This window comes from Polaribacter staleyi (assembly GCF_038024045.1).
GTDB classification, from domain to species: Bacteria; Bacteroidota; Bacteroidia; order Flavobacteriales; family Flavobacteriaceae; genus Polaribacter; species Polaribacter butkevichii.
On record NZ_CP150665.1, the window covers coordinates 58,722 to 71,670 of the forward strand.

Annotated in this window: 12 protein-coding genes; 8 read left to right on the plus strand and 4 right to left on the minus strand. The window is 29.2% G+C overall.

What is annotated here, in order from left to right; genetic code table 11:
- Nucleotides 1-61 precede the first annotated feature (61 nt).
- From WHD07_RS00255 to WHD07_RS00275, 5 genes are all read left to right on the plus strand, one after another.
- Complete coding sequence (locus WHD07_RS00255; RefSeq protein WP_343329555.1) at nucleotides 62-940, plus strand: YbbR-like domain-containing protein; 879 nt, start codon at nucleotides 62-64, stop codon at nucleotides 938-940.
- A complete protein-coding gene (gene coaE / locus WHD07_RS00260; RefSeq protein ID WP_343329556.1) occupies nucleotides 941-1,531 on the plus strand; it encodes a dephospho-CoA kinase in 591 nt (196 codons plus the stop codon). It begins immediately after the preceding gene.
- 109 nt (nucleotides 1,532-1,640) lie between these two features.
- A complete protein-coding gene (locus WHD07_RS00265) occupies nucleotides 1,641-3,230 on the plus strand; it encodes a sensor histidine kinase (RefSeq protein WP_105048216.1) in 1,590 nt (529 codons plus the stop codon).
- 11 nt (nucleotides 3,231-3,241) lie between these two features.
- Nucleotides 3,242-3,943, plus strand: a complete 702-nt coding sequence (locus tag WHD07_RS00270) for a response regulator transcription factor (RefSeq protein ID WP_105048217.1) — start codon at nucleotides 3,242-3,244, stop codon at nucleotides 3,941-3,943.
- A gap of 73 nt (nucleotides 3,944-4,016) precedes the next feature.
- A complete protein-coding gene (locus WHD07_RS00275; protein ID WP_105048218.1) occupies nucleotides 4,017-4,637 on the plus strand; it encodes an L-threonylcarbamoyladenylate synthase in 621 nt (206 codons plus the stop codon).
- Between the two features lie 100 nt (nucleotides 4,638-4,737).
- On the opposite strand, the gene WHD07_RS00280 is transcribed toward WHD07_RS00275, so the two are convergent.
- A complete protein-coding gene (locus WHD07_RS00280; RefSeq protein ID WP_343329557.1) occupies nucleotides 4,738-5,736 on the minus strand; it encodes a glycosyltransferase family 2 protein in 999 nt (332 codons plus the stop codon).
- Nucleotides 5,737-5,935: 199 nt separating this feature from the next.
- Nucleotides 5,936-6,379, minus strand: coding sequence for a type I restriction enzyme HsdR N-terminal domain-containing protein (locus WHD07_RS00285; protein WP_105048220.1), 444 nt, complete (start codon nucleotides 6,377-6,379; stop codon nucleotides 5,936-5,938).
- A 26-nt stretch (nucleotides 6,380-6,405) separates the two neighbouring features.
- On the opposite strand from WHD07_RS00285, the gene WHD07_RS00290 reads away from it, so the two are divergent.
- Genes WHD07_RS00290 through WHD07_RS00300 form a run of 3 tightly spaced genes read left to right on the plus strand, consistent with a single transcriptional unit; the run spans nucleotide 6,406 to nucleotide 8,350 of the window.
- Complete coding sequence (locus tag WHD07_RS00290; protein ID WP_105048221.1) at nucleotides 6,406-6,894, plus strand: AAA family ATPase; 489 nt, start codon at nucleotides 6,406-6,408, stop codon at nucleotides 6,892-6,894.
- Entirely contained in the window at nucleotides 6,895-7,896 is a 1,002-nt protein-coding gene (gene holA / locus WHD07_RS00295) for a DNA polymerase III subunit delta (RefSeq protein WP_343329558.1), read from the plus strand. It begins immediately after the preceding gene.
- 1 nt (nucleotide 7,897) lies between these two features.
- Complete coding sequence (locus tag WHD07_RS00300; RefSeq protein WP_343329559.1) at nucleotides 7,898-8,350, plus strand: DUF1569 domain-containing protein; 453 nt, start codon at nucleotides 7,898-7,900, stop codon at nucleotides 8,348-8,350.
- A 77-nt stretch (nucleotides 8,351-8,427) separates the two neighbouring features.
- Here WHD07_RS00300 and WHD07_RS00305 read toward each other — a convergent pair whose 3' ends face one another.
- Nucleotides 8,428-11,196, minus strand: a complete 2,769-nt coding sequence (locus WHD07_RS00305; protein ID WP_343329560.1) for an alpha-amylase family glycosyl hydrolase — start codon at nucleotides 11,194-11,196, stop codon at nucleotides 8,428-8,430.
- A 61-nt stretch (nucleotides 11,197-11,257) separates the two neighbouring features.
- Nucleotides 11,258-12,934 carry a SusE domain-containing protein gene (locus tag WHD07_RS00310; RefSeq protein WP_343329561.1) on the minus strand — a complete coding sequence of 559 codons (1,677 nt, stop codon included), beginning with the start codon at nucleotides 12,932-12,934 and terminating at the stop codon, nucleotides 11,258-11,260.
- Nucleotides 12,935-12,949: the final 15 nt, after the last annotated feature.

The window sequence follows — 12,949 nt, forward strand, 5'->3', positions numbered from 1 at the left end:
TTTGATAAAGAATAAAAAAATTTCGAAAAGTTTTATTAGCTTTTTAATCGCTTCTATTTTAATGTGGTTTTTAATAACGCTCTCTAAAGAGTATACTACCACCTTAACTTTTCCTGTAGAATACACAAATATTCCTCAAGATAAACTATTGCAAAAAGTACCCATAAAAGAAATAGATATTGTGGTAAAATCATCTGGTTTTAACATTATAAGTTCTAGATTTGGTCGTAAAAATATCACTCTAAATGCAAATAGTTTATATAAAAAATCATCAAATAAGTATTATTTTTTAACTAGAAACCAAGTTGTTCCTATTCAAAAACAATTGCACTCTGGTGTTCAGTTACAAGAAATTATTTTAGACACCATTTATTTAGAAATAGGCACCTTGCTGTCTAAAAAAGTACCTTTAAAACCTAATTTAGATATTAATTACCACATAGGTTATGATATTTTAGAACCTGTAACAGTAAAACCAGATAGTATTTTAATTTCTGGGCCAGATGCAGAAATAGAAAAGATAAAAGAAATCAATTTAAAATTATTAAAACTAGAAGGTGTTAAAGAAAACTTTTCTAAAAAAGTAAAAATGATAGTACCAGAAAACTCTAATAACATTAAAATGAAATCTACCTATGCTACTATAAGTGGTAAAGTAGAAAAGTTTACAGAAGGTACTTTAGAAATCCCTTTTAAAGTAATAAACCTTCCAAAAGGACTTACTTTAACAACATTAAACAAAACCGTTTCTGTGACTTATGTGGTTGGTTTGTCTAATTTTGATAAAATTGATAAAAACTTTTTTGAAGTAGTTTGTGATTATAGTGTTTCTAAAAAAAATAATTTAGATTATTTAATGCCTAAAGTGGTGGCAAAATCTAACTATGTAAAAAGTTTTAAAGTGATTCCTAATAAAATTGATTTTTTAATTCAGAAATAAATGATTGTAGGTTTAACAGGCGGAATAGGGAGTGGTAAAACAACTGTAGCAAATATCTTTGCTAAGTTTAATAATGTTGCTATTTATAATGCCGATTCTGAGGCTAAAAAATTAATGAATACATCGGTAGTAGTTAAATCGAAAATTATTAAGGAGTTTGGAGTTGAATCTTACCTAAATAATCAATTAAATAGACCTTACATTGCTAATCTTGTTTTTAAAGATAAAAACAAACTAGCAGCCTTAAATGCCATTGTACATCCAGAGGTTAAAAATCATTTTAAAGAATTTGTAAATCAACAAGACCATAAAGATTATGTAGTCTATGAAAATGCTATTCTTTTTGAAAGTAATAGTAATTTAAAGTGCGATATAATTATTACTGTTTATGCACCACTTAATGTTAGAATTGAAAGAACAATGTTAAGAGATAATAGTTCTAAAACAGCTATAGAAAACAGAATAAAAAATCAATGGTTAGAAGATAAAAAACTACTACAATCTAACTATATAATTAATAATTTGGATGCAGAAAACACTCAAATTCAGGTTGTTAAAATCCATAATATTTTAACAGAAAAAAGCCGTTGAATTTAATTTTATTCAATAGGATTGTTAAATTACTCTTAAATTTAAAGTTATATTGTTAATTTAGGTTAAAAACAATAAAATCAATTTTTGAAAATCGTAACTTTGATGTATGGGTAAGAAGATGTTTGTTCTTATTGTTGTATTAATGAGCATTTCTTTAATTGGAATTATTGCTGTACAACTGTATTGGATTAATAACGCAGTAGCGAGTAAGAAAGAACAATTTAAAAATGATGTTCAAAAATCTTTGGGAAGTGTTTCTCAAAGGATTACCGATAAAGAGAATTTTTATTTAGAAAAAAAATACGAAGGTGTTATAGAAAACACTGTTTTAGCAGATGAAGCTCAAATTAAAAACTTTCTATTTCAAGAAATAGACACTGCAACAAATCAAAAATTTACTTATGGTGGTACCATTTTAGAAGAAAGTTTTAAAATGCCTGTAGATTATCTAGATAATGAAACTGATTTTTTAGATAATGACACTATTATTTTTAAAAGAGTAACAGGTAAAAACGATTTTTTTCATTCTAGAATTATTAAAGGTGCCGATAATTTATTTTCATCTAGTGATGAAAAAAGATTTTCGTTTACAAAACGATTAAAGAGTATTGAAAGAAGTGAATTTGCAGAAATATTTAGAAATATTAATAGTACAAAACCTATTCATAAAAGATTAAGTAATAGAGAGCTTAATGAAACCATAAAAGAAGAGCTAGAAAAACGAAATATTCATTTAGAATTTAAATATGGTGTTTATAGTAATGATGGTTTAGCCACAAAATTAAAGTCGGGTTATTACACCATTAACAAAAAAAAGAGCTACCCTTATCCGCTTTTTTTTAAAGCAAATGGTGAGGTAGATTATGAGTTGTATATTACTTTTCCGGCAGAAAAAGAGCACATACTTTCTGGTATATCAGGTATTTTATCACTCTCAATATTTTTTATTTTAATTATTATTATCGCTTTTTCTAGTTCATTATACCAACTAATTAGGCAAAAGAAAATATCAGAAATTAAAACAGATTTTATTAATAATATGACACATGAGTTTAAAACACCTATTGCTACCATTAATCTGGCATTAGATTCTATTAAGAATCCAAAGATTATTAATGATAACGAAAAAGTGTTACGTTATGTGCAAATGATTAGAGACGAAAACAAAAGAATGCATTCTCAAGTAGAAAATGTATTAAGAATATCTAGGTTAGAAAAAAATCAGATAGATATTAGTAAGGAAACTATAGATATGCACGACACAATAGACGATGCAATTACACATGTTAGTTTACTAATACAAGATAGACAAGGAAGTTTAAATACACATTTTGAAGCATTAGTTACAGAAGTTCCAGGAAACGAATTTCATTTAACAAACGTAATTGTTAATATGTTAGAAAATGCTTTAAAATATTCTGCGGATACACCAAAAATTGATGTGTATACAGAAAGCACAGATAAATTCTTTATCTTAAAAATAAAGGATCAAGGAATTGGAATGAGTAAAATAGTTCAAAAACAAGTTTTTGATAAATTTTATAGAGAACAAAAAGGAAACATTCATGATGTTAAAGGGCATGGGCTAGGTTTGGCTTATGTAAAAGAAATTATAGAAAAACATCATGGAACTGTTTTTGTTGAAAGTGAAAAAGGAAAAGGAAGTACATTTACAGTAAAATTACCTTTAATTTAAAAAGTATAACAATGGGAAGTAAAAAAATTTTATTAGTTGAAGACGATCCAAATTTTGGAACCGTTTTAAAAGATTATTTAGCATTAAACGATTACAATGTAACACATGCTAAAGATGGTATAGAAGGATTAATTATGTTTAAAAACAGTGATTATGATTTGTGTATATTAGATGTAATGATGCCTCGTAAAGACGGTTTCTCGTTAGCACAAGATATAAGAGCTACCAATAAAGAAGTGCCAATTATTTTCTTAACAGCAAAAACGTTAAAAGAAGATGTATTAAAAGGATATGCTGTTGGTGCTGATGATTACTTAAACAAACCTTTTGATTCTGAAGTATTATTGCATAAAATTAAAGCAATTTTACAAAGAAAAGACACAGATAAAACAACAGAATCAGAACAATTCGAATTTGTTATTGGAGGCTTTTTCTTCAATTCTAAATTAAGACATTTATCTGTAGGTGAAAATGGTGAACCTATAAAATTATCTCCAAAAGAAAGTAAGTTATTACGTATGTTGGCAATTCATAAAAATGATTTAATGCCAAGAGAGTTAGCATTAACAAAAATATGGAGAGACGACAATTATTTTACATCTAGAAGTATGGATGTTTATATTGCAAAATTGCGTAAATATTTAAAACCAGATGAAAATGTTGAAATTTTAAACATACATGGAGAAGGTTTTAGAATGGTAGATAAGTCTTAATAAAAAACAATGTTCCCATAAAAAATAGCTCAACTTGATTGATAATCAAGTTGAGTTTTTGTATATTTATAATATGTCAGAATTTATTAAAATATATAATGAAAATCCAAACCAAAAGGCTATAGATAAAGTTGTAGCAGTTTTAAAACGTGGTGGTTTGGTTATTTATCCAACAGATACTGTTTATGGTTTAGGGTGCGATATAACCAATAATAAAGCTTTAGAAAAAATAGCTCAAATAAAAGGGGTAAAGTTAGATAAAGCAAAGTTTTCTTTTATTTGCGATAATCTTAGCCATTTATCTGATTATGTGAAGCAATTAGATAGCGGAACCTTTAAAATACTTAAAAGAGCTTTACCAGGTCCTTATACTTTTATTTTACCAGGTAGTAACAACTTGCCAAAAGTATTTAAAAAGAAAAAAACAGTAGGTATTCGTATTCCTGATAATAATATTATTAGAACTTTAGTAGAAAGTTTAGGCAACCCAATTGTATCTACATCTATAAGAGATGATGATGAGATTTTAGAATATACTACAGATCCAGAATTAATTTTCGAAAAATGGGGAAAATTAGTAGATATTGTAATTGATGGTGGTTATGGAGATAACCAAGCTTCTACAATTATAGATTTTACAGAAGGTTATCCAGAAGTTATTAGAGAAGGAAAAGGAAGTTTAGATATTCTGTAGTTTTTTAAAGTAAAACTTTTTTTAAAGTTGATAAAGAACTGGTTTTAAGTGATTTTGTTTCAGTTTAAAAAAGGAGCAGAATACAGATTTTTGTGTTTTTTTATTTCAACTCCTCAAACTTTTTTCTACCCAAAGCAAAATATTGCCAAACAACACTAGTATGTAAATTATAGTTTTGTTTTTTCTGTAATACCCTACGCTTTTTTAAAAATTTAAAAAAATTCTTATAAAAACTAAAGTGAGCTTTAATAATGGCCCAAGTATGTATAGGTCTTAATTCTAGCATAAATTTTACACCTGCAATTCCGTCTAAAACTAAACGAGAAAAAACAACAAATAAAAACCATTTTTTAGGAACATTTTTTACAACATTCAATAAACTGTTTCTAAAGTTTAAATATGTTTTTTGTGGATTTGTTTCTTGTAAAGTAGCACCACCAATATGATATACAGTTGAAGCTCCTACATATTTTACTTTATACCCTCTGTTTTGAGCCCTCCAACACAAATCTATTTCTTCTTGATGCGCAAAATAATCTTCATCTAAACCACCCAATTGATGGTATACGTTAGCACGGATAAATAAACAAGCTCCAGAAGCCCAAAAAATAGTGGCTTCATCATTAAACTGCCCTGTATCTGTTTCTAAGTGATTAAATACTCGTCCTCTGCAATAAGGATAACCATATAAATCTACAAAACCACCAGCAGCACCAGCATATTCAAATTTTGTTTTGTCTTTATAATCTAATAATTTTGGTTGAATGATTGCGGTATGTTCTTCGTTCTTAAAAACATCTATAATAGGTGTTAACCAGTTTTGGGTAACGGCAACGTCTGAATTTAATAAACAATAAATATCTGCATCAATATTTTGCAAAGCATCATTATATCCTTTTGCATATCCGCCATTTATGGCGTTTTCTACAATTTTAACGGATGGAAAAAATTCTTTTACATAATTTATAGAAGAATCTGTAGACGCATTGTCTGCGATATAAATAGTAGCCTCTTGCGAACTAAAATTTATTACCGATGGTAAGAACTGTTCTAACAGTTTTTGACCGTTCCAATTTAATATGACGATGGCTGTTTTCAAGACTGCGAATTTACAGTTTATAAATTAGTTAAATTCTAATTTTTTCTTAATAATAAATGAATTTTATAGGTGTCTTTTTATAAAATTATTTTTTCTATAATTATATAAAAAGAATTGGTTTAAAAAGTTTTTAATAATCTTTTTTATGTATCAAAATTCACTAGAAATAATAGGGAACAAATTAAATAAAAAGATGTTTTTATTTGTAGTTAGGTATTTCTTTTAAGAAAACATAAGTTTCATTTTCAAAATCCATTTTACAGTAAAAATGCTCTAAACCGTTGGTTACTATTAAAAAAGTAGCTTTTAGTTTTAAATTATAACGTGCAATTTGATCAAAAGTATCTTGGGTAATTTTTATAGATGGCGCCTTGCATTCTACAATAATTTCATGATTACCTTCTTTATTAAAGACTAAAATATCAGTTCTTTTTTTTCGATTATTGATAATTAACTGTTTTTCTAAAGCAATTAATGTGGTTGGATAATTTTTTTCTTCAATCAAAAAAGAAACATAATGCTGGCGGACCCATTCTTCTGGAGTTAAAACCATATATTTTTTTCTTAATTTATCAAAAATAAGCGTCTTATTTTCGCTACTTTTGAGTTTGAAATTATAAGTGGGTAGATTGAGTTTTTGCATCAGTCAAAAGTAAATAAAAATCAGTTATGATACATTTATTAGTAGGTAATACTGGAGCAGGTAAATCTACATATGCTAAAAAGCTAAAAACGGAGACAAATGGAATCGTTTTTACGCTTGATAAATGGAATAAAATATTATTTTTTCCTGATAAGACTGAAAAAGATGGTTTAAATTGGTTTTTAGAAAGAATAGAAAGGGCAGAATTATTAATGCAAGATTTAATTTTACAATTAGAAAAATCTGGTGTTGATAGTATTTTAGATGTTGGTCTTTCTAAACTTTTACATAGAGAAAAATATAACCAATTTGCTAAAGAAAATAATATTGAAGTAAAAATTCATTTCTTAAATATTTCGAAAGAAATAAGAAAAGAAAGAATTATTAAAAGAAATTTAGAAAAAGGTGACACTTTTGAATTTGAAGTAAGTGAATCAGATTTTGACTTTATGGAAAATTGGTTTGAAACTCTTACAGAAGCAGAGTTATCAAACGCTGTAATTATAGAAAAATAAATGAACGAAATAAGAAACATTGTTTCAGATATAAAGAAAGGAAATATTAAACCTATCTATTTTTTAATGGGTGATGAGCCTTATTACATAGATAAAATTTCTGACTATATAGAAGAAAATATATTAGATGAAGGCGAAAAAGGATTTAACCAACAAGTAATGTATGGTAGAGACGCTACTATAGAAGATATTGTTTCTTCTGCCAAGCGTTACCCAATGATGGCCGAAAGACAGGTAATTATTGTTAAAGAAGCACAAGACTTAAGTAGAAGTATAGAGAAGTTAGTTGCCTATGCAGAAAATCCACAGCCTACAACTGTTTTAGTTTTTAATTATAAGTATAAAAAACTAGATAAGCGTAAAAAACTACATAAGGCAATTGCAAAAACAGGTTTAATTTATGAAAGTAAAAAACTGTATGAAAATCAGGTTTCAGATTGGATTCGTAGGGTTTTAAGCGGAAAAAAATATCAAATTGAGCCCAAAGCGTCTCAAATGTTAGTAGAGTTTCTAGGAACTGATTTAAGTAAAATATCTAATGAGTTAGATAAATTGATGCTAATTTTACCTAAAGAATCTATTATTAATGATAAGGATATTGAAGACAATATTGGTATTTCTAAAGATTTTAATAACTTCGAATTAAGAAAAGCAGTAGGAGAGAAGGATGTGGTTAAAGCCAATAGAATTATAAATTATTTTGCCGAAAACCCAAAAAATAACCCTTTGGTAATGACCATTTCATTATTAAACGGTTATTTTACACAGCTTCTTTGTTTTCATGGTTTAAAAGATAAATCTAAAAGTTCTGTAGCAAAAGCGTTAGGTGTTAATCCGTATTTTGTAGACGAATATTTTTCTGCATCTAGAAATTATCCGATGCGAAAAGTAGCACAAGTAATTGCTTTTTTAAGAGATGCTGATGTAAAAAGTAAAGGAGTTGGGGCAAGCCAATCTAACCAAGATATTTTAAAAGAATTATTATTCAAAATACTACATTAAGATGAAAAACATTTTTGAGAAAGAGATTACTTTAGAAGAAATTAATAGAATTAACAAGCTTACGGCTGCAACCAAACCAACATGGGGTAAGATGTCTGTTTCTCAAATGTTAGCACATTGTTCTGTCTCTTACGAGATGGTTTATACAGATAAACATCCAAAACCGAATGCTTTTACAAGGTGGATCTTAAAAACATTTGTTAAAAATATTGTTGTGTCTGAAAAACCGTATGCTAAAAACGGAAAAACAGCCGCACAATTTATTGTATCAGATGATAGAGTGTTTGAAACAGAAAAAAAGCGTTTGATAGATTATATGATACAAACACAAGAATTAGGAGAGACGTATTTTGAAGGGAAAGAATCTCATTCTTTTGGAAAGTTAACTGCTGTAGAATGGAATAATTCTTTTTACAAACATTTAGATCATCATTTAACTCAATTTGGAGTTTAGGTTTTCTTTTAAGATTTATATAAAAAAAAAGCGAGCAGTAAATAATTACTGCTCGCTTTTTTTTTAAAATTGGGGGATTAATTTACAATCAATTTTTTAGTTAGAATTTGGTTTTTTATATCCTTAATTCTAATAAAATAGATGCCTTTTTTTAATGTTGATATCACATAATAATTTGATTCAATATCCTCTTTAGAATACGTTTTTACTAACTTCCCTGTAATATCAAAAACGGATACTTTGTTTGTTTTATCAGAAAGAACAAAGTGCGTTTTAGCAGGATTAGGATACAGTTTAATGGTGTTTTTATCATCAATTGTAAAATCATCTGTAGTAAGTGAAGCAGGCTTATTTGCATACACTTTAAATTCTCCTGGCGCTAATGTAATTGCCGCTGTTGTATTAGTAACTGTAATATTAGCGTTGTTTTCTAACAAATTATACCAAGTACCTGTTTGCTGAAAAGCAGGAACAATACTTTGTGTGGTTACCCCAAAGTTTCCAATAATTGTAATATTTTGTATGTCTGTTGCTGTTGGATCTGTTAAATGAATGGTGTTTAACCCATTAGCATTACCAACATCTAACGTAAAATTTGATGTTTCAAAAATATCATATTTTAATTTTAATTTAATTAATTTAGACCAAGTGTCTTTAACAGCTCTTCTACCTTCGTTGGCTAGATAACTCCATAAAATAGGTTTGTTACCTGTTCTACCATTTTCTTCAATAGAAAGATCATATCCTAATTCTCCAAATTGCCAAATCATTTTGGGTCCTGGTACTGTAAAGTAAAAAGCACCAGCTAATTCTTCTCTTTTTAAAGCTGTGTTTAGGTTTTTTATAGAATAGCTTCCATTAGAATTACCATATTCTAGGTTTTTGTACATTAAGCGCTCTTCATCATGGCTTTCCATATAACTAACATTTGCAGGTACAGACCAACCTCTGTTTTTATAAGAAATCCAAGAAAAATCTGCGTCACTACCAAAGCCCATAGTTGCTTGGTTGTATTGGTGGTTATGATTTCCCCAAAGCATAATTCCTTTGCCTTCATCAAGTCTATAATTTACCCATTCGGTTTCTTCTGTATTACCTCCTAAATGTTCGAAAATAATGTAGAAATTAGGGTCTTTTTCCCATTGATAATCAGCATATTCTTTTAAAACATCAACTCTGTCTTGTTGATAATTGTTTGTACAACTTTGGTCCGCATCAGAACAGTTTTGTGTAAACCCTTTTGTTAAATCCCATCTAAAACCATCAATTTTATATTCATCAATCCAGTATTGAGAAACTCTTTTTACATACTCTTTTACAGCTTGTTTAGAGTGATTAAAATCATTAAAAACACTGTAAGAATGTGTTGCTGTTTGGTTAAAAAAAGGACTATTGGCACTTGCTTGCCCTCCGTAGCCACCATTGTCTGTGTTCCACATTCTGTAATAAGGATTTTGACCACTTGCATGATTAAAAGCAACATCAACAATAACAGCAATACCTCTTCTGTGGCATTCATCTATTAATTGTTTAAAAGAGTTTGTGTTACCATAATATTTGTCTAATGCCATATGAAACGAAGGGTTGTATCCCCAAGATTCATTACCATCAAATTCCATTACAGGCATTAATTCTATAGCATTTATACCTAATTCTTGCAAATAATCTAATCTGTTTTGTACAGCATCAAAACTATGAAGCGCATCAAAATCTCTAATTAAAAGTTCATAAATAACTAAGTCTGTTTTTGCAGGTTTTGTATAGTTATTTGTTTGCCAATTATAGGCAGCATCACCCGTTCTTAATAATGTAACTGCGTGGTTTGTTTTTCCTGTAGGATAACTTGCTAGGTTAGGGTAGGTGGTTGCGTTTATATATTGATCGTTGCTTTCTGTTAAAACCACTGTAGAGTATGGATCTGCAACTCTTAAATCGGCTTCAATAATATATTGATACGTATAATCTGTTTGCGGAGTTAAGCTAGTAAGTTCTATCCAAAAACGATCTTTGCTACTGTCTTTTTTTAATAAATAAGCATCGCTTACTTGCCAATCATTAAAGCTACCAATTAGGTGAATAAATTCTTTTCCTGGTGCATAAAATACTAAAGTTGCTTTTGTATTGTCTGATGGATTTAAATTGATTCCATCTTTCATTCCAGAAGGAATTGCAGCTTCTGTAATTGTTGGTTTTACAATGGCATTAAAGCTGGTGTTTTGTACCTCTCCATTATTTGTAGCTTCTAAAAGGTACGTTGTGTTTTCAGTTACAGTAGGAGCGTAGCTATATGCCGTTGCATTGTTTTTTTGATTAATTATTGTTCCATTTGCTTTTAAAGTAAAATCTGCGGCTATTGAGCTTGTTGCATTTATTGGTAACGTTTGTCCGGAGTTTAAAACAGTTGTTGCGTCTGTAGGCGTGTTTAATGTTAATTGAAAAGTACCAACTTGGTATGTTTTATCTTGCGATTTTTTATCACCAGAACCATCTTTTGCTTTTACTAGCATGCCAATGCTACCAATGTTTGTTCTGTTATAAAAAGTAGTTGGTGTAAAAGTAATTGAGTATGTATTATTACCGTTGTTGGTTAATTTTTGCGCCTCATTAGAACTAGACCAACTTCCGTTGCTTGGTGAATCCATAGAGTTTTCTCCGCTAGAATCATAAGACCAAGACCATAAATAAATGTCTGAAACACCCCAAGAAGCGGTTGTAATGTTAGACACTGTAATAGTTATAGCATCCGTTTCATTAAAAGTAGCAGGAGAAACAGAAAAAGTAACATTCTGTACTTGGCTAAAAGTAAAAGAGGATATTAAAAGGATTAATAAAGTAATTTTTTTCATAAAATAGGTTGTTAAAAACAAAGGCTACCCATAAAGGTAGCCTTTGTAAAGTTTTATAAAATTATAGAACAGTTACTGTTCCTTTATTATAATCTACTGTAATTTTATAGGTACCATCTCCAGGAGATTTTACGTTGTTTTCATTATCAACAACTAACATACCAGCATTTTCTTTGCTTTCTCCCCAATCATTATCCCAAGCACCTTGTTGAGGTAAAAATTTAAATTCGTCTGTTGCAGTTAACGTTTGTGTTATTTCAAACAATCCTTCAGATACTTTTGTAAATGCAGGTGCCGTAGCATTGTTCCAATCATTTGGAGAACCTACTAAGTAAAGGTTTGTAGGTATTTCTGTTAGATTAAATGTTAATTTATTAAAATCTAAAGTAACCATATAAGTACCAGCAGTAGTTACTTTTATGTTTTGTTCATCATCTAACTCTAAAGAACCAGCAATTGTTTTGTTTTCTCCCCAATCACCATCCCAAGAACCAGAAGTTGGTAACAGTTTGAATTCATCATTTGCAGAAAAAGCTTGCACTTTTGTAAAGATACCGTTTCCTGAAGTATAAAATTGTTGAGTAGCATCTGCATTGTTCCAGTCATTATGAGCACCTACCATAAACATAGTGTCTATGTTTTGTAATTTAAAACTTAATGTATTAAAGTCTATAATTACTAAATAAGTACCTGCTGCAGTTACTTTTATGTTTTGTTCACCATCTTGTACTATTTTACCAGCATTGTTTGGGTCTTCTCCATAATCTCCGTCCCAAGCACCTGATGTAGGTAACAATTTAAATTCATCGTTTGCAGAAAAAGCTTGTACTTTGGTAAAAACTCCATTTCCTGAAGTGTAAAACTGTTGAGTTGCATCTGCATTGTTCCAGTCATTATGAGCACCTACCATGTATAAATTATCTGGTATTTCTGCTTTAAATCCTGTTAATGAAACTGTAATAGCTTCTGAGGTTCTTGCTAAATCTCCCGAAGCAGATTTTGCAATAGCTTTAATTCTAAAATCGAAGTTAGAAGGAACGTCTGCAACACCTCCGTTAGCAATCACTAAATCATTTAAATTATCATGAGAAATTTCGAAAGTAGTTGTGTTTGTAGAACCAATGTTTGCAGGAGAGGCAAAACTAGTACCTGCTACAGCCATTTCTATCTCATAACTAATTATTAAGCTACTAGATGCACCTATTTCTGGATCATTCCAAGTAAGGGTTAATGCTGTTTCATCAGGATTAACATCCGTTAATACTTTGGTAAAAGTATTGTCTGGACTGGTAATTACTGGTGGTTTTACAGCAAATTTAGAAATTTGAAATAAAACTACGTTAGACATTGCACTACCTGTAGATAATCTTACATAAATAGGTGTTTCTGTATACGATTTTACATCTGTGTTTTCTAGAGCTTTGTTTAATTCTGATACTGTGATTGTAAAGTTCTTTTTATCTGTAGTACCTAATTGAATAGGGGTTGCAAAAGTACTTTCTAAATCCATTTCTACCGTATAAGTTGCAGCGGTATTAATTTCATCTATCCAAGTAATTGTAAATGCAGGATTGTCTAGTAATTTTGAGTTTAAAAACACATTACTAATTCCTGGTGTTACTAACTCAAAAACAGGATCTGGACTTGTTATTGTTAAGCTCTCTTCTGTTTCACAAGCACCTAAAAAAAGTGTAAGTGATAAAAATAAGTAGCTTAATCTTTTTAAATAAGTTTTCATTTTATATCTATTTTT

Excerpts from the sequence above, each read along its gene's own strand:
- coaE (WP_343329556.1), top strand. The coding sequence starts at position 941 with ATGATTGTAGGTTTAACAGGCGGAATAGGGAGTGGTAAAACAACTGTA.
- WHD07_RS00275 (WP_105048218.1), top strand. The coding sequence starts at position 4,017 with ATGTCAGAATTTATTAAAATATATAATGAAAATCCAAACCAAAAGGCT.
- WHD07_RS00305 (WP_343329560.1), bottom strand. The coding sequence starts at position 11,196 with ATGAAAAAAATTACTTTATTAATCCTTTTAATATCCTCTTTTACTTTT.
- WHD07_RS00270 (WP_105048217.1), top strand. The coding sequence starts at position 3,242 with ATGGGAAGTAAAAAAATTTTATTAGTTGAAGACGATCCAAATTTTGGA.
- WHD07_RS00310 (WP_343329561.1), bottom strand. The coding sequence starts at position 12,934 with ATGAAAACTTATTTAAAAAGATTAAGCTACTTATTTTTATCACTTACA.
- WHD07_RS00290 (WP_105048221.1), top strand. The coding sequence starts at position 6,406 with ATGATACATTTATTAGTAGGTAATACTGGAGCAGGTAAATCTACATAT.
- WHD07_RS00255 (WP_343329555.1), top strand. The coding sequence starts at position 62 with ATGTGGTTTTTAATAACGCTCTCTAAAGAGTATACTACCACCTTAACT.
- WHD07_RS00300 (WP_343329559.1), top strand. The coding sequence starts at position 7,898 with ATGAAAAACATTTTTGAGAAAGAGATTACTTTAGAAGAAATTAATAGA.
- holA (WP_343329558.1), top strand. The coding sequence starts at position 6,895 with ATGAACGAAATAAGAAACATTGTTTCAGATATAAAGAAAGGAAATATT.
- WHD07_RS00285 (WP_105048220.1), bottom strand. The coding sequence starts at position 6,379 with ATGCAAAAACTCAATCTACCCACTTATAATTTCAAACTCAAAAGTAGC.
- WHD07_RS00265 (WP_105048216.1), top strand. The coding sequence starts at position 1,641 with ATGGGTAAGAAGATGTTTGTTCTTATTGTTGTATTAATGAGCATTTCT.